This window comes from Allokutzneria albata (assembly GCF_900103775.1).
Classification (GTDB): domain Bacteria; phylum Actinomycetota; class Actinomycetes; order Mycobacteriales; family Pseudonocardiaceae; genus Allokutzneria; species Allokutzneria albata.
This window is the reverse complement of the sequence record NZ_LT629701.1, coordinates 1,771,144-1,787,182: the sequence shown is the minus strand read 5'-3', so window position 1 is coordinate 1,787,182 and position 16,039 is coordinate 1,771,144. Positions and strand designations below refer to the sequence as shown.

The following is a 16,039-nucleotide window of genomic DNA, read 5'->3' as shown; positions in this document are numbered from 1 at the left end:
ACACTGTCAGACTCGCAGCTATAATCGAGGTATCCAACGGAGGGGGGTGGAATCATGTTGGATACCAAGGACATCATAGATGTCATGACCGCTCATCTCGCCGTGAACGACACGTATCGGCTGTCCGAAGACGAGCATCTGACATTCCTGTAAGATCTGGAAACGATCACGAATCTGGTGACTGCAGCGAAAATCGATGCCGCCACCCGCGCGGAAGAGCGTGGCCTGCATGCGCGGTATGGGTGTAAGAACGTGTCGTTGTTGTTGCGGGAGAAGCTGAAACTCAACCAGGCCGACGCCACCCGCCGTGCCCGTCTGGTGCACGAGCTACCGGCGCTGCCCCGCACGCGTGAAGCGGTCTACAGCGGTGTGATCAGTGGTGAGCATGCGTTGGTGATCTCCGATGCGATCAAGCGCCTACCTGATGAGCATGTGGAGCAGGCGGATCAGGCGTTGGCGGGGGTCGCGCCGACGTTGCCCCCGCGTGATCTGATGCGGGTCGGTAAACACCTGTGGTCGCTGGTCGCCCCTGACGGGGTCTACCGGGACGAGCAGGAGGGCATCGCCAAGCGGTCGTTGCGGATGGGTAATGATCAGGACGGGTGCCTGCATGTTAAGGCGGTCGTGGACCCGCTGAATGGCGAGAAGATCAGAACGTTCCTGCTCGCGTTGTCCAAGCCGAAGACGGTCAACGGGGAGAAAGACCCCCGCAGCTCCGAACAGCGCCTCGCGGATGCGTTCATCGAGGCGATGACCACGGCGATGTCGGCGAAGGACCTGCCGGTCAACGGTGGCATGCGGACCCAGCTGATCGTCATCATGGACTTCGACGCCCTCGCGCAGAAGATGGGATGTGATCAGACCCAGAACGGCGACCCGATCAGCGCCGGGTTGATGCGCCAAGCCGCGTGCGACGCCGGAGTCATCCCGATTGTCCTCGGCGGTGAGAGCGAACCCCTCGACTACGGCAGGGAAAGGCGCCTGGCTTCACCCGCTGGACGCAGGGCCCTTGTCATACGGAACAAGGGATGCGCCTTCCCGGGATGTGATCGGCCTCCGGCGTGGACGGAAGCTCACCACGTCTGGCAGTGGATCGACGGCGGGCCGACCGACCTGAGCAACCTGATCTTGCTGTGTGTTCACCACCACCACGTGGTCCACGAAGGAGACTGGGAAATCGTCTTCGAGCACGGGATACCGAGCTTCATCCCACCCCGGTGGGTGGATCCGGAGCAGACGCCGGTGCGCAACATCCGGGTGGATCTCCCGCTCCGGTTGTAACCGCAGGTCAAGCTGGCCCCGCGCCGGAAACCAGGAAACCGCGTCGCTCGTCGGTCAACTCCCCCACCGGGTCATCGGCGACCAGGCGCAGCCCGGCGACCTCCAGGAGGCCGACGATCTTCTCCGCGGCGTTCCGCCGCCCGGCCGGGCTCGCGGACATCACCAGGGCGAGCGTCGTACCCGCCGGGGTGACCTCGACGGAGTAGGCGGCAGCGCGCACGGAGCGCAGCGCGTGGCGGACGCGGTCGGGGGAAATCTGTTGGGTCACAAGCCATTCTGGCACTACAGGGACAGCGGGGCGGACCCGAAGGCCACGTTGAACCGGTCGCACCAGATGACCACGCTGCGCAGCCCGTCCAGCTCCGCCTTGGCCGGGATGGCGTAGTTCTGGTTGCCGTGGGTGGCCTTGAGCGCGCCGAGCTTCACGTAGCGGCCGTCGTCATATTTGCCCCACTCCCCGCCCGCAGTGGCGTCGGTGAGCCACACGTGCAGGTCGGGACCGTCCGATGTGGCCAGTCCCTCCAGCCGCAACACCCGGTTGCCGTCAGCCAGCCTCAGCACCTTCGCCGTGCCGGTGGTCTTGTGCTCCTGGGTGACGAACGCGCCGGAGGCCAACTCGACGGTGGTCGGCTTCGGCGCCGTGGTCGTAGTCGGCTCCGGGACAGCAGCGGTGGTGCCGGTCGACGTGGGTGCCGACGCGACGGGCGGGGCCGGCGGCATGGGCAGGGCCTCGTCGATGGTGCTGCTGGTGAACAACCGCCACGGCTGGAACAACCACAACCCGACGGCCAGGGCGACCACCCCGGCTGCCAACCCGGCCTGGACCCACTGCTTCCGCAACAACTGGCGCATGCAGCAGTTCTAGCCCGGCCGGGGCCGCGTTTGCACTGGTTCGGGCCTTACGGAGTCCTTACACCGCGTTGATCTGGCCTGCGGCGAGCATCCCGAACAGGAACAGGCCGAGCGCGATCCGGTACCAGACGAAGACGTACACGCTGTGCTTGGCGACGTAGCGCAGCAGCCAGGCGATGGTGGCGTAGCCGATGGCGAACGCGATCACGGTGGCGACGATCATCTGCGCGACGCTGGGCTGGAGACCGGCGCCGCCGCGCTCGAAGACGTCGGGGATGCTGAACACGCCGGATGCCACCACGGCGGGGATGGCCAGCAGGAACGAGTAGCGGGTCGCCGCCTCGCGGTTGAGGCCGATGGCCAGACCAGCGGTGATGGTGCCTCCGGACCGGGACACGCCGGGCACCAGGGCCATCGCCTGCGCGCAGCCCATGATCACGCCGTCCTTCATGGTCATCTGCTCGACGGCGCGGCGCTGCGGCCCGAACCGCTCGGCGAGGCCGAGCAGGATGGCGAACACGATCAGCGTGGTGGCCACGAGCCACAGGTTGCGGGCGGAGGTGCGGATCTCGTCCTTGAACAGGTAGCCGAGCACCCCGATCGGAATGGTGCCGATCACCACGTACCAGGCGATCCGGTAGTCCGCGGTGCGCCGCACGCCCGCGTCGACGAAACCGCGGAACCACGTGCTCAGCAGCCGCCAGATGTCCTTGGCGAAGTAGATGAGCACCGCGGCCTCGGTCCCCAGCTGGGTGACAGCGGTGAACGAGGCCCCGGCGTCGCTGTCGAAGAACAGCTCCGAGGTGATGCGCAGATGGGCGGAGGACGAGATGGGCAGGAACTCCGTGAGTCCTTGAACGACGCCCAGTACCAGTGCCTGCACCCAGTCCACTTACGCGACCCCTGACTTCTCCAATGCGTCGACGGCCGTACGCAGAGCCGCCTTGCCCTGCTCGTGATCCTGCAACATCACGGAGACGGACAGGGTGGTGACCCCCGCTTCGGCCATCGCCTGCATCCGATCGGCGACCCGCTCGGCAGGTCCGAGCAACGAGGTCTGATCGATGAACTCAAGGGGAACAGCCGCCGCGGCACCGAGGTAGTCCTTGGCGAGGAACTTCTCCTGAATTTCCTGTGCGGCCGCGCCGTACCCCATCCGGGTGGCCAGCTCCTTGTAGAAGTTCTTCTTCCTGGACCCCATGCCGCCGATGTAGAGCGCGCAGTAGGCCCGGACGTTGTCGGCGCAGGCCTTCCAGTCATCGCCGATCACCAGCGGGACGGTCGGCACGACGTCGAAGCCCTCCAGCGTCTTGCCCGCCTTCTCCCGCCCGGCGCGCACCTGCGCCAGGGGCTCGGCGAAGTGCTCCGGCGAGAAGAAGATGGCCAGCCAGCCGTCGCCGATCTCCCCGGCCAGCTCCAGGTTCTTCGGGCCGACCGCGGCGAGGTAGACGGGGATCTCCTCGCGCACCGGGTGCACGGTCAGCTTGACCGCCTTGCCGGGGCCGTCCGGCAGCGGCAGCGTGTAGTGCTCGCCGTCGTAGGTCAGCCGCTCCCGGCGCAGCGCCGCCCGCACCACGTCGACGTACTCCCTGGTCCGGCCGAGCGGCTTGTCGAAGCGCACGCCGTGCCAGCCCTCGGACACCTGCGGCCCGGACACGCCGAGGCCGAGCCGGAACCGCCCGCCCGACAGCGTGTCCAGCGTGGCCGCGGTCATCGCGGTCATCGCCGGGGTGCGCGCGGGGATCTGCATGACCGCGCTGCCGACGTCGACGCGTTCGGTCTGCGCCGCCACCCACGACAGCACGGTGGGCGCATCGGAGCCGTACGCCTCCGCCGCCCACACCACGGAGTAGCCGAGCCGGTCGGCCTCCTTGGCGAGTTCGAGGTTGTCGGCGTCGTTGCCGGCGCCCCAGTAGCCCAGGTTCAGTCCAAGTCGCACCGCGATGACATTACTCACTGGTAACAACACGGGAAGGTCCACGTGATCCGCGTCACCCGAAGGGGAGACGCGCCCCGCGCGACGGATAACCACGCCCACGGCGCGCGCACTGTCTAGGCTCCTCGGCGTGGAGCATCGACAGCTCGGCCACAGCGGCCTGCGGGTGTCCCGACTGGGACTGGGCACCATGACCTGGGGCCACGACACCACGGCCGAGGAAGCCGCCAGCCAGCTGACCGCGTTCGTCGACGCGGGCGGCTCCTTCGTGGACACCGCGGACGTCTACAACGACGGCGAGAGCGAGACCGTCCTCGGTGGACTCATCGGCGACGTGGTCCCCCGCGAGAACATCGTGCTGGCGACCAAGGCCGTCGCCCGCCGCACCGAAGGCCCCTTCGGCGGTGGCGCCTCCCGTGGCGCGTTGCTCACGGCGCTCGACGGATCGCTGAGCAGGCTGAAGGTGGACCACATCGACCTGTGGCAACTGCACGCCTGGGACGCCTCGGTCCCGGTCGAGGAGACCCTGTCCGCACTGGACGCGGCGATCACCAGCGGCAAGGTCCGCTACGTCGGCATCTCCAACTACTCCGGCTGGCAGCTGGCCACCGCGGCCACCCTGCAGGCCGCCAAACCGGCCCACCACCCGCTGATCTCCACCCAGGTCGAGTACTCCCTGCTGGAGCGCGGGGTGGAGCGCGAGGTGGTTCCCGCCGCCCTGCACCACGGCCTCGGCCTGCTGCCCTGGGCCCCGCTCGGCCGCGGCGTGCTGACCGGCAAGTACCGCAACGGAACGCCCGCCGACTCCCGCGCGGCCTCGCAGAACCTCTCCCGCTACGTCGAGCACCACCGCACCGAACGCGCCGCGCGGATCGTCCAGGCCGTGGTGACCGCGGCGGACGGGCTGGGCACGTCGCCGCTGTGCGTGGCCCTGGCCTGGGTCCGCGACCGCCCGGGCGTGATCGCGCCGATCATCGGCCCCAAGGACACCGGCCAGCTCACCGGCTGCCTCGCCGCGGAGGACCTCGAACTCCCCAGGGCGATCCGCGCCGCGCTCGACGACGTCAGCGCTCCGACGATCACCTACCCCGAACGCCGCATGGACTGACCGAGCAGCAGCTCCAGGTGCGCGTCGAGCACCCCCAACGCCTCCTCCGGCTCGTAGTGCTCACCGAGCAGGTGCATCCCCAGACCCTCCACGAGCGCCAGCAGGCCGGTCGCCGCCTGCGACGGCGTCATGCCGAGCCTCGCCTCCCCCGCCCACACCTGCCGGATCTGCTCGGCGAAGTGCTCGCGCATGCCCGTGGTGTTCTGCCGCAGCACCGGCGCCAGCTCCGGCCGGACCGTCGAGTACGACACGAACGCGAGCGCCACCCGGCCCTCCACCCGCCGCGGCTCGTCCAACGGCAGCAGTGAGGTCAGCAGCGCGCGGATCTCCTCGCGCGCCGACCGCGCATCGGCCATCGCCGCCGCGGCGCGCGCCTGGACGCGCTCGCTGACCACCTCCAGTGCGAAGGCCATCAGCTCGTCCTTGCTGCGGAAGTAGTGCTGGACCATGCCGGAGGTCACCCCGGCCTCCGCGCCGACGTGTCGCAGGCTCACCGCCTCGAGGCCGCGTTCGGCCGCGATCCGCATCAGCGCCTCGGCCAGCTGTTCCCGGCGTTCGGCGTGGTCGACCCGCTTCGGCATGGCCGCATCTTTTCACATTGCGATCGTATTGACATCCTTCCGGTGAACTTTTACGTTGCAGTCGTAACGGAAACCGAGGAGGTCCCGATGACCCGCCAGCTGCCCTTCCCCCAGCCCGACCCCACCGCGCCACCCCCGGAGTACGCCGAGCTGCGCGCGACCTGCCCGATCGCCAGGGTCACCACCGCCGAAGGCGCGCCCGCCTGGCTGGTGACCTCCTATGACGCGGCCGGCGCCGTGCTCGGCGACACGCGCTTCGGCATGGCACCCGCGGGCACAGCAACAACGCTCGATCCCGCAAGCGAATCTTCGGCCACCACGGGCAACGACACGCTCTTCCAGGACGGCGCCACCCACACCCGCCTGCGCCGCCTGGTCACCAAGGCGTTCACCCCGCGCGCGATCGAAGCCCTGCGCCCGCTCATCGAGCAACGCTCCGCCGAGCTGGTCGACGGCATGATCGCCCGAGGCCGGACGGCCGACCTCGTCGAAGACCTCGCCGCCCCGCTGTCCACCGCGGTGATCAGCGAGCTGGTGGGCGTGAGGCTCGCGGACCGCAACCGCTTCCGGGAGCTGGCCGAGACCATCAGCACCGCCGAGACGGCCCCCGAGGAGGCGTTCGGCGCCTGGCAGGAGCTCGGCGCCTACTCCGCCGGGCTCATCGCCACCAAACGCGACGAGCCCGGCGAGGACCTGCTCAGCAGGCTCATCGCGGTCCGAGACGACGACAACGGGCGGCTCAGCGACGAAGAACTGATCGGCATGGTCGCGACGCTGGTGCTCGCCGGGTACCAGACCGCCCGCAACGGCATCTGCATCGCCGCGATCCAGCTCCTCCGCACCGGACGGCTCGCCTCGCTGCTCACCGACGAGGCCGACGCGGTCCTCGACGAGGCCCTGCGCCTCCTCGGCGGAGCCATCGGCAACCCGATGCCGCGCTGGGCGCACGAGGACGTCGAGGTCGCGGGCACGCACATCGCCAAGGGCGACCAGGTCCTGGTCCGGCTCGACGCCGCGAACCACGACCCCGCCCACTTCGCCGACCCCGACGAGTTCCGCACCGATCGGAAAGCCTTGCCGCACATGAGCTTCGGCCGCGGCGCGCACCACTGCCTCGGCGCTTCGCTGGCCCGGGCGGAAATCGGCATCGCGCTGCGCACCCTCGCCGCCAGGCTTCCGGGGCTCAGCCTGTCCGTGCCCGTCACCGAGATCCCGTGGAGCCCGCTCACCGCCACCGATCGCGGTCCGGAGTCGGTTCCGGTCTCCTGGTGAGCCGCGAGCCGTCGTGATCACGGCTCAGTCGCATGCCTGTGCCAACCGGGTGCCCGAGCGTGACGCTCCCCGAGGCGTGGTGGATCCTGGTATCCAGGACATGTAGGCCGGGTACACCCCGGCCGCGCCGGAGGAGGTCGGATTGCGTCGCCGTGCGGTGGCAGTGGTGCCCGTCGTCATTGGAGCCCTCGCGCTGAGCGCCTGCGCACCGGACCGGACGCCCTCGGACCCGCTGCTGGTCGGTGACCAACTGGTGGCCCCGTCGCCCGCGGTCTCCCCGCCCAGCTCCTCCCCCGACGGAACCGTGCTCCCGCTGGACGGGCCTGCGCGGGCGCTCGCCCTGGACACCGCCACCCGCACGCTCGCCGTCGCCGTGGACGCCAAGGAGATCCGGCTGTTCTCCGTGGACAGCCCGCAGACCCCGCCGCGCGTCGTCCCGGTCCCGGACAAGGTGACCTCGCTCAGCCCGGCGGGCGACGGCGCGCTGTTCGCGGCCATCCCGTCGGCGAACACCCTGGTGCGCCTGGACGTTCGCACCGGGGGGACGGAGACCTCCACCGTCGAGGGCGCGCCGAGCGGCGCGACCGTCGTGAATGGACAGACGGTGGTCTCGCTCAGGAACCGCAACGCCGTCGCGGTGCTCGACGGCGGGAAGGTCACCCGAGAGATCACCGGTTTCTTCGCGCCGACAGCGGTGTTGCGCGGCGCCGAGAACGACGCGCTGGTGCTGGACTCCAACCGCACCGCGCTGATCGAGGTGAACGTCGCCGAGGGAAGGGTCGCCTCGGCGCTGCGGGCGGGTGACGGCGCCACCAACGCGGTCACCGACCGGTTCGGCCGCGCGCTCGTGGTCGACACGAGGGGCGGCGAACTGCTCGCCTTCTCGCCGAGCCCGTTCCTGATGAAACAGCGGTTCCCGGTGCCGGGCACGCCCTACGGGATCGCTTACGACGCCAAACGTGATCTCGCGTGGATCACGCTCACCGAACGCAACGAGGTCGTCGGCTTCCACGTCGCGGGCGGCGAGCCGGTGGAGAAGCACCGCTTTCGCACCGTCCGCCAGCCCGACTCCGTCGCCGTCGACCCGGACAGCGGCAAGGTCTACGTCGCGTCCGCGGACCGGGAAGGGATCCAGGTGGTGCAACCGTGAGCGACGAGGGCACTTCAGTGATCGACGGAGACTGGGAGTACCGCCCGCTGCGCCTGCCGCCGGGCGTGTCCCGCAAGACGGCCATGACCCAGCTGGCGGTGCACGCGGAGTTCTCCGGCTGGGAACTGGCCAGGGTCCTGCTGTTCTCCGACGGCACCCGCAAGATCTGGCTCCGTCGCCGCTACCGGCCCAACCAGATGCTTCCCGGCGTCATCGCCTGACCCTGCCCCGTCCGCGCGTTCTTCGTCGTTGTTCTGCGAGTGATTAATTTCACTCGACACTGAAGTCATCATGACTGTGAAGATTTCGGAAGGCCGCGGCTCCCTCCCACTGCTTCCTGGCCGGCCGGATAGCGGTCCACAGTGGACGCCTCACGTCGTTTCCCCCTGGTGCCGGTGACGCTGACACCCCTGTGATGCCGTCTTTCGAGGGTTGGTTGGCACGGGCTGCCGGAAATGGAGATGCGGACGTTCGGCGTGGTGGTGTGTGATCAGGACATGGCGATCGTGTTGGGCACGCCGGAGGTCGACGAGCTGACCGAGGCAGTCGGCGTGTTGCGCGACTGGCAGAACGACGGGTCACCGATGCAGCTGCACCCGGGCGACGTGGGCTGGTTCTGGCGCTTCGGCGCGGAGGCAACTGCCGCCGCGGTCCGGACGTGGACCCGGGACGGGCAGATCCTCGCCTTCGGGCTGCTGGACGGTCCCGAGCTGTTGCGGATGACGATCGCCCCGGGCGCTCAGCAGGACGAGGACCTGGCGCGTCACCTCGTCGAGGACATCACCGAGCCCTCGCGCGGCGTACTGCCCGACGGGAGGGGCAACGTCGAGGCGCCGATGGGCGCACTGGTCCAGGACCTGCTGTCCGAGGTCGGCTGGCACACCGACGAACCGTGGACGCCGTTGCACCGCGATCTCACGAAGCCGGTGGAGGATCCAGGCGTGCGGATCGACGTGATCGGGCCTGAGCGAGCGCACCTGCAGGCAGCGCTCGTACAGGCATCATTCGACAAGTCGTCGTTCACCGCCGAGCGCTGGCACGCGATGGCGTCCGGATCGCCGTACGCCGACGCCCGCTGCCTGATCGCGTACGACGGCCAGGACAACGCGGTCGCGACGGTGACGGTGTGGTCAGCCGGCGCGGGCAAGCCCGGACTGCTGGAGCCGATGGGCGTGCACCGCGACCACCGCGGCCATGGCCACGGCAAGGCGATCACCATCGCCGCGGCGGCCGCGCTCCAGGAGCTCGGCTCGTCGAGCGCGATCGTCTGCACGCCGAGCTCCAACGTCGGCGCCGTCGCCACCTACAGGGCAGCCGGATTCCAGGCGCGACCCGAGGTCCGGGACAAGTACCGCCCGGTCGGCGCCACGTCCTAGTTGGACGGCAGCACGATCGGCCCGACCTCGACCTGGCTGTGGTCGCCGACCGGGCCCTTCTGCCACGGGAAGGACACCAGGTCCAGGCTTCCCGGCAGCCGGAACTCCAGCCGCGCGGGGGTCAACGGCTTGCCGTTCTTGGCCTCGGACGACCAGCCCAGCAGCACCACACCCCAGCCGTCCTCGGTGAGATCCACCTCCTGCGGCTCGCCCTGGCCGTCGCCGTAGCGCAGCGGGATCACCTTGCCGTCCGCCTGCACGAAGCGGACGTCCTGCAGCCTGCCGGAGAGCTTGCACTGCCGCTTGGTCGAGGCGAAGTACAGCTCCATCGACTTGCGCGTCATCTCCAGCGGCTCCACGTAGTCACCGTTGTCGAACATCCGCACGTCACTCGCCCGGCACAGCGCCGGGTCGACCGGCTTCGGAGCCTCGGCCTGCGGCCGGGCAGGCGGGTCCTGCGGCCAGTAGAACAACGCCGCCACGATCGCGAGCACGCTGACCGCCGCCGCCGCCGGAAGCACGAAAGCGCTCCGTGACAAGGCTTTCTCTCCCCCGGCCACCGCGCGCAGCTCGTCCGCGAAGGCACGCGCGGTCGGCCAGCGGCGCTCAGGGTCGGTCTGCAGCGCGCGCCGAACGGCTCGACCGAGCCTGCCAGGCAGCCGCGTCCCGGACTCGCCCACCGTGCTGCCTGCCAGCAGCCGGTGCGCCAGCGCGCCGAGCCCGTACACGTCCGTGCGCTCGTCAACGACCGCCCCGCTGCGCGACTGCTCCGGCGCCATGTACCCCGGCGAGCCCGCCACCTGGGTCAGTCCCGACCCCTGGGCCAAGGCCTTCGCCAGCCCGAGGTCGGCCAGGAGCACGCGGCCGCGGTGGATCAGCACGTTCGACGGCTTGAGGTCGCGGTGCACGATGCCGTGCTCGTGCAGCACGCACACCGCCTCCGCGACCTCGATCAGCACAGACAGGGCCTCGTCCTGGGACAGCTCCCCCTCGGCGATGCTGTCCTCCAGGCTGCCGCCGTCGGCCAGCACCGTCACGAAGTACGGGCGGCCGTCCGGCAGCTCACCGATGTCCAGCACGCGCAGGATGCGGTCGGAATCGGCCAGCCGCAACAACTTCGCCTCGCTGACGAAGCGCTCGCGCACGTCGAGGTGGCGTGCCCAGTTGTCGGCGAGGACCTTGATCGCCACGGGAGCGTCGAGCTCGTCGTCCTCGGCCCGCCACACCGACGCGAACGCGCCCGTGCCGAGCAGCCCCGACACCCGGTAACGGCCGATCGAAGATCCGCCCGACGAGCCGAGCAGAGGTGTTGAATCGATCCCGGGCCTCCTCGATATTGTCAGCGCCATGCTAGGCGATCAGGACGCGGAGGCGTTGGCCAGACGGGTCACCGAGGGCGACCATTCAGCCCTGGACGAACTGCTCCGGCTCATCCAACCCGGCGTGCTCCGGCACTGTGGCCGCTACCTCCCCTGCCGCCAGGACGCCGAGGAGGCGTGCCAGGACGCGCTGCTCCGGGTCGCCGAGAAGCTGCCCGGTTTCCAGTGGCGCAGCAAGTTCAGCACCTGGCTGCACACCGTGGTCTCCAACAGCGCGCTGAGCACCTACCGCTCGCTCAAGCGCCGCGCCGACAAGCAGGTCAGCGACGACGGCGTCCTCGCCACCCGGCCCGATCCGCGGACCACGAGCGTTATCGCCGGCTCACGGATCGACCTGCTCGACGCGTTGGAGCGCCTGGAGTCCGAGCGCCCGCGGATCGTGGCGGCGTTCGTGCTGCGCGACGTCTCCCGGCTGACCTACGCGGAGATCGCCGAGCACCTGGACGTGCCGGTCGGCACTGTGAAGAGCCAGGTGCACGACGCGCGCATCGTCGTCCGGGAGTGGCTGGCCGACCGCTCGTGATCCTCAGGCTTACCGCCCCCGGCGATCAAGGGCTTGGGGCACAACGGCGGCGCTCGCCTGTTCGGCGCTCGGCAGTTCCCGCCCGGCCTCGTCATCGCCGAACGGGCTCTGCGGACGTACCGGGCGTTCGCCCAGGGCCCGGCTGATCTTCGGCAGGCTCACACATCCCCTGGCACGTGACCACCGGATCATGAGCAGGTCATGCTCCCCCGTTCCCGCCCTCAAGTCACCCGGCGGACCAGGGCGGCGATGTGCGACGTCACGTCCTCCGCGCGCTCGAGCGGGAGCATGTGACCGGCGCCCGGGATCACCACTTCCTCGCCCCCACCGCAGATCTCCGCGATCTTCGACACGTGCGAGGCGGGGCAGAGCTTGTCCTTCTCCCCCGCCATCACCACGACCTGCTTGCCCTGGATGACGGTGAGGGCCGCGGTGCGGTCGTGCCGGTCGAAGGCGGGCCGGAACAACGCGACCGTCTCCGGCCACTGGGACCACACCATCTCCGCGGTGACCGCAACGTCCTCGTCCCGCGGGTCATCGCCGAACAGCCACCACCTCAGCCCGGCCGTCTTCGCGGGCTCGATGCGCTCGCGGACCTTGCGCACCAGGGGACCGAACACGTTCTCCAGTTCCTGGACCAGCTTCCCGGCCAGCGTGGGCAGTCCGAGCTGGACCTCCGAGGCCCCGCCCGCCGACGTGGACACGAACACCACTCCCCCGACGCGCTGCCCGAACAACCGGGGCCTGCGCTCCGCGAGGGCCATCGCCGCCATTCCGCCCATGGAGTGGCCGACGAGCACAACTGTGCCGGTGGGGATCAGCTGCTCGACAACCTGCGCCAGGTCGTCCCCGAGCTGTTCGACGGTCGCGGTCTCCTCGGTCGCCTCCCCCGACTTGCCGTGGCCACGGTGGTCGTAGGCGAGCAGCCGGACCGGCTGGTCGAGCACCGCGGGAAGCAGGTCGAACTGCCTGCCCCAGGTGCGGTGGTCGAGCGCGTACCCGTGTGCGAAGAGCACCGTGACCGGGGCGTCCGCCGCTCCCGCCTCGACGACGTTGAGCAGGGTGCCGTCTTCGAGCAACACCACCGAGGTTCCCGACATGGCAGGAGATGGTGCCATGCCCGTCGCAACTTATCTACCCGGGAGTAGGTTCGGTTCATGATCTTTCCCCGGGCATGCCGACAAGGGGGAGACCGAATAACTCGGTCTCCCCCTTGTGGAAAGAATGTTCGGCGGCGTCCTACTCTCCCACACCCTCACGAGTGCAGTACCATCGGCGCTGGAGGGCTTAGCTTCCGGGTTCGGAATGGGACCGGGCGTTTCCCCTCCGCCATAACCACCGAAACACTATGAAACTATCAACCCCACACCCATGCATGGGCGGGTTGTTCGTTTCAGAACCGCACAGTGGACGCGTAGCATGTTTGTAGTCAAGCCCTCGGCCTATTAGTACCAGTCAACTCCACACGTTACCGTGCTTCCATCTCTGGCCTATCAACCCAGTCATCTACTGGGAGCCTTAACCACTCAAGGTGGTGGGATACCTCATCTTGGAACGAGCTTCCCGCTTAGATGCTTTCAGCGGTTATCCCTTCCGAACGTAGCCAACCAGCAATGCCCCTGGCGGAACAACTGGCACACCAGAGGTTCGTCCGTCCCGGTCCTCTCGTACTAGGGACAGCCTTCCTCAAGTATCCAACGCGCGCGGCGGATAGGGACCGAACTGTCTCACGACGTTCTAAACCCAGCTCGCGTGCCGCTTTAATGGGCGAACAGCCCAACCCTTGGGACCTACTCCAGCCCCAGGATGCGACGAGCCGACATCGAGGTGCCAAACCATGCCGTCGATATGGACTCTTGGGCAAGATCAGCCTGTTATCCCCGGGGTACCTTTTAGCCGTTGAGCGACACCGCTTCCACAAGCCAGTGCCGGATCACTAGTCCCGACTTTCGTCCCTGCTCGACCCGTCGGTCTCACAGTCAAGCTCCCTTGTGCACTTACACTCAACACCTGATTGCCAACCAGGCTGAGGGAACCTTTGGGCGCCTCCGTTACCCTTTGGGAGGCAACCGCCCCAGTTAAACTACCCACCAGGCACTGTCCCTGATCCAGATCATGGACCGAGGTTAGACATCCAGTACGACCAGAGTGGTATTTCAACAACGACTCCACCCCAACTGGCGTTGAAGCTTCACAGTCTCCCACCTATCCTACACAAGCCGAACCAAACACCAATACCAAGCTATAGTAAAGGTCCCGGGGTCTTTCCGTCCTGCCGCGCGTAACGAGCATCTTTACTCGTAGTGCAATTTCGCCGGGCCTGTGGTTGAGACAGCGGAGAAGTCGTTACGCCATTCGTGCAGGTCGGAACTTACCCGACAAGGAATTTCGCTACCTTAGGATGGTTATAGTTACCACCGCCGTTTACTGGCGCTTAAGTTCTCAGCTTCGCCCCGAAGAGCTAACCGGTCCCCTTAACGTTCCAGCACCGGGCAGGCGTCAGTCCGTATACATCGTCTTGCGACTTCGCACGGACCTGTGTTTTTAATAAACAGTCGCTTCTCCCTGGTCTCTGCGGCCGTTCAGCCCTAACCCGCAAGGGGTATCAAGCCACCCGGCCCCCCTTCTCCCGAAGTTACGGGGGCATTTTGCCGAGTTCCTTAACCACAGTTCACCCGATCGCCTCGGTATTCTCTACCTGACCACCTGTGTCGGTTTGGGGTACGGGCCGCATGGACACTCACTAGAGGCTTTTCTCGGCAGCATAGGATCACTCACTTCGCCTCAATCGGCTACGCATCACGCCTCACCCACATGAGCGGCGGATTTGCCTACCACTCGGGCCACACGCTTACACCAGTACAACCACTCACTGGCGGAGCTACCTTCCTGCGTCACCCCATCGCTTGACTACTACCAGATCAGGTCCCGCGCTCCACGTTGATTGTCCGAAGACGCACAACGCTTTGGGCGGTTAGTATCCCTGGCCTCGCCATGGGCGCATCCACACGGGTACGGGAATATCAACCCGTTGTCCATCGACTACGCCTGTCGGCCTCGCCTTAGGTCCCGACTTACCCTGGGCGGATTAGCCTGGCCCAGGAACCCTTGGTCATCCGGCGGCAGAGTTTCTCACTCTGCTTTCGCTACTCATACCTGCATTCTCACTCGCGTCACCTCCACAGCTGGTTTCCACCGCTGCTTCCCTGGTGACACGACGCTCCCCTACCCATCCACACACCTGGACCACAACCTCAAGGATTGCAGCCGAGCTCTATATGTGAATGACACAGCTTCGGCGGTGCGCTTGAGCCCCGCTACATTGTCGGCGCTGAACCACTTGACCAGTGAGCTATTACGCACTCTTTAAAGGATGGCTGCTTCTAAGCCAACCTCCTGGTTGTCTAAGCGACCCAACATCCTTTCCCACTGAGCGCACACTTAGGGGCCTTAGCTGGTGTTCTGGGCTGTTTCCCTCTCGACTACGAAGCTTATCCCCCGCAGTCTCACTGCCACACTCTCACGTACCGGCATTCGGAGTTTGGCTGATTTCAGTAAGCTTGTAGGCCCCCTAGACCATCCAGTGCTCTACCTCCGGCACGAAACATGCGACGCTGCACCTAAATGCATTTCGGGGAGAACCAGCTATCACGGAGTTTGATTGGCCTTTCACCCCTACCCACAGCTCATCCCCTCAGTTTTCAACCTAAGTGGGTTCGGGCCTCCACGACGTCTTACCGTCGCTTCACCCTGGCCATGGGTAGATCACCCCGCTTCGGGTCTAGAGCACGCGACTCACTCGCCCTATTCAGACTCGCTTTCGCTACGGCTACCCCACACGGGTTAACCTCGCCACGTACCACTAACTCGCAGGCTCATTCTTCAAAAGGCACGCCATCACCCGAAGGCTCTGACGGATTGTAGGCACACGGTTTCAGGTACTCTTTCACTCCCCTCCCGGGGTACTTTTCACCATTCCCTCACGGTACTGTCCGCTATCGGTCACCAGGAAGTATTTAGGCTTAGCGGGTGGTCCCGCCAGATTCACAGCGAATTTCACGGGCTCGCTGCTACTTGGGATCCTCATCCATGGAGATGCCGGGTTTTCACGTACGGGAGTCTCACCCTCTACGCTCGCGCTTTCCAGACACGTTCCGCTAACCACAACATTTTCTCACTCCACGACCGGCCGGCAGACCAATCCAATGAGTCCCACAACCCCGCACACGCAACCCCTGCCGGGTATCACACGTACACGGTTTAGCCTCATCCGCTTTCGCTCGCCACTACTCACGGAATCACGGTTGTTTTCTCTTCCTACGGGTACTGAGATGTTTCACTTCCCCGCGTTCCCTCCACACACCCTATACATTCAGGTGCAGGTAACCGGACATGACTCCGGCTAGGTTTCCCCATTCGGACACCCTCGGATCTCAGCTCGATTGGCAGCTCCCCGAGGCTTTTCGCAGCCTTCCACGTCCTTCATCGGCTCCTGGTGCCAAGGCATCCACCGTATGCCCTTAACAACTTGACCACAAAGATGCTCGCGTCCACTGTGCAGTTCTCAAAGAACAACCCGAA

General features: G+C 67.0%; 15 protein-coding genes and 2 rRNA genes. 7 read left to right on the top strand and 10 right to left on the bottom strand.

Going from position 1 to position 16,039, the window contains the following annotated elements; translation table 11 throughout:
* Positions 1 to 156 precede the first annotated feature (156 nt).
* On the top strand, positions 157 to 1,281 hold the full coding sequence (locus tag BLT28_RS07860; protein WP_081900757.1) for an HNH endonuclease signature motif containing protein: 1,125 nt from the start codon (positions 157 to 159) through the stop codon (positions 1,279 to 1,281).
* A 7-nt stretch (positions 1,282 to 1,288) separates the two neighbouring features.
* Here the strand turns inward: BLT28_RS07860 and BLT28_RS07855 are convergent, their stop codons facing one another.
* From BLT28_RS07855 to BLT28_RS07840, 4 genes are read right to left on the bottom strand one after another with little or no spacing between them, the layout of a single operon-like run.
* Entirely contained in the window at positions 1,289 to 1,549 is a 261-nt protein-coding gene (locus BLT28_RS07855; RefSeq protein ID WP_030432985.1) for a hypothetical protein, read from the bottom strand.
* A gap of 14 nt (positions 1,550 to 1,563) precedes the next feature.
* Complete coding sequence (locus tag BLT28_RS07850; protein WP_030432984.1) at positions 1,564 to 2,133, bottom strand: DM13 domain-containing protein; 570 nt, start codon at positions 2,131 to 2,133, stop codon at positions 1,564 to 1,566.
* A gap of 58 nt (positions 2,134 to 2,191) precedes the next feature.
* A complete protein-coding gene (locus BLT28_RS07845; protein WP_030432983.1) occupies positions 2,192 to 3,025 on the bottom strand; it encodes an undecaprenyl-diphosphate phosphatase in 834 nt (277 codons plus the stop codon).
* Entirely contained in the window at positions 3,026 to 4,072 is a 1,047-nt protein-coding gene (locus BLT28_RS07840) for an LLM class F420-dependent oxidoreductase (protein WP_030432982.1), read from the bottom strand.
* 127 nt (positions 4,073 to 4,199) lie between these two features.
* Here BLT28_RS07840 and BLT28_RS07835 point away from each other — a divergent pair, with 127 nt between their 5' ends.
* Positions 4,200 to 5,177 (top strand): aldo/keto reductase, encoded by a 978-nt coding sequence (locus tag BLT28_RS07835; protein ID WP_030432981.1) that lies wholly within the window; start codon positions 4,200 to 4,202, stop codon positions 5,175 to 5,177.
* Here the strand turns inward: BLT28_RS07835 and BLT28_RS07830 are convergent.
* Positions 5,153 to 5,758, bottom strand: coding sequence for a TetR/AcrR family transcriptional regulator (locus BLT28_RS07830; RefSeq protein WP_030432980.1), 606 nt, complete (start codon positions 5,756 to 5,758; stop codon positions 5,153 to 5,155). The genes BLT28_RS07835 and BLT28_RS07830 overlap by 25 nt on opposite strands.
* An 87-nt stretch (positions 5,759 to 5,845) precedes the next feature.
* On the opposite strand from BLT28_RS07830, the gene BLT28_RS07825 reads away from it, so the two are divergent.
* The 4 genes from BLT28_RS07825 to BLT28_RS07810 all read left to right on the top strand — a co-directional run bounded on the left by BLT28_RS07825 (position 5,846) and on the right by BLT28_RS07810 (position 9,556).
* Complete coding sequence (locus tag BLT28_RS07825; protein ID WP_030432979.1) at positions 5,846 to 7,030, top strand: cytochrome P450; 1,185 nt, start codon at positions 5,846 to 5,848, stop codon at positions 7,028 to 7,030.
* A gap of 166 nt (positions 7,031 to 7,196) precedes the next feature.
* Positions 7,197 to 8,180, top strand: coding sequence for a YncE family protein (locus BLT28_RS07820; RefSeq protein WP_231950682.1), 984 nt, complete (start codon positions 7,197 to 7,199; stop codon positions 8,178 to 8,180).
* Complete coding sequence (locus BLT28_RS07815; protein WP_030432977.1) at positions 8,177 to 8,401, top strand: DUF5703 family protein; 225 nt, start codon at positions 8,177 to 8,179, stop codon at positions 8,399 to 8,401. Before BLT28_RS07820 ends, BLT28_RS07815 begins: the two co-directional genes overlap by 4 nt.
* 276 nt (positions 8,402 to 8,677) lie before the next feature.
* Positions 8,678 to 9,556: a GNAT family N-acetyltransferase gene (locus tag BLT28_RS07810; protein WP_030432976.1), complete on the top strand. Its 879-nt coding sequence runs from the start codon at positions 8,678 to 8,680 to the stop codon at positions 9,554 to 9,556.
* On the opposite strand, the gene BLT28_RS07805 is transcribed toward BLT28_RS07810, so the two are convergent.
* The gene (locus BLT28_RS07805; protein ID WP_052408082.1) at positions 9,553 to 10,818 is read right to left on the bottom strand and encodes a serine/threonine-protein kinase; all 1,266 of its coding nucleotides are present in this window, start codon (positions 10,816 to 10,818) and stop codon (positions 9,553 to 9,555) included. The genes BLT28_RS07810 and BLT28_RS07805 overlap by 4 nt on opposite strands.
* Positions 10,819 to 10,903: 85 nt before the next feature.
* Between BLT28_RS07805 and BLT28_RS07800 the strand changes: the two genes are divergently transcribed.
* The gene (locus BLT28_RS07800) at positions 10,904 to 11,458 is read left to right on the top strand and encodes an RNA polymerase sigma factor (RefSeq protein ID WP_030432974.1); all 555 of its coding nucleotides are present in this window, start codon (positions 10,904 to 10,906) and stop codon (positions 11,456 to 11,458) included.
* Positions 11,459 to 11,467: 9 nt separating this feature from the next.
* Here the strand turns inward: BLT28_RS07800 and BLT28_RS39935 are convergent, their stop codons facing one another.
* From BLT28_RS39935 to BLT28_RS07785, 4 genes are all read right to left on the bottom strand, one after another.
* Entirely contained in the window at positions 11,468 to 11,620 is a 153-nt protein-coding gene (locus BLT28_RS39935; protein ID WP_156051715.1) for a hypothetical protein, read from the bottom strand.
* A gap of 59 nt (positions 11,621 to 11,679) precedes the next feature.
* On the bottom strand, positions 11,680 to 12,558 hold the full coding sequence (locus tag BLT28_RS07795) for an alpha/beta fold hydrolase (RefSeq protein WP_030432973.1): 879 nt from the start codon (positions 12,556 to 12,558) through the stop codon (positions 11,680 to 11,682).
* A 126-nt stretch (positions 12,559 to 12,684) separates the two neighbouring features.
* A 5S ribosomal RNA gene (rrf, locus tag BLT28_RS07790) occupies positions 12,685 to 12,801 on the bottom strand.
* Positions 12,802 to 12,883: 82 nt separating this feature from the next.
* A 23S ribosomal RNA gene (locus BLT28_RS07785) occupies positions 12,884 to 15,992 on the bottom strand.
* Between the last annotated feature and the right edge of the window lie 47 nt (positions 15,993 to 16,039).

What these genes read in the sequence shown, in the direction of transcription:
- BLT28_RS07850 (WP_030432984.1), bottom strand. Translation starts at nt 2,133, where the DNA reads ATGCGCCAGTTGTTGCGGAAGCAGTGGGTCCAGGCCGGGTTGGCAGCC.
- BLT28_RS07810 (WP_030432976.1), top strand. Translation starts at nt 8,678, where the DNA reads ATGGCGATCGTGTTGGGCACGCCGGAGGTCGACGAGCTGACCGAGGCA.
- BLT28_RS07800 (WP_030432974.1), top strand. Translation starts at nt 10,904, where the DNA reads ATGCTAGGCGATCAGGACGCGGAGGCGTTGGCCAGACGGGTCACCGAG.
- BLT28_RS07825 (WP_030432979.1), top strand. Translation starts at nt 5,846, where the DNA reads ATGACCCGCCAGCTGCCCTTCCCCCAGCCCGACCCCACCGCGCCACCC.
- BLT28_RS07830 (WP_030432980.1), bottom strand. Translation starts at nt 5,758, where the DNA reads ATGCCGAAGCGGGTCGACCACGCCGAACGCCGGGAACAGCTGGCCGAG.
- BLT28_RS07795 (WP_030432973.1), bottom strand. Translation starts at nt 12,558, where the DNA reads ATGTCGGGAACCTCGGTGGTGTTGCTCGAAGACGGCACCCTGCTCAAC.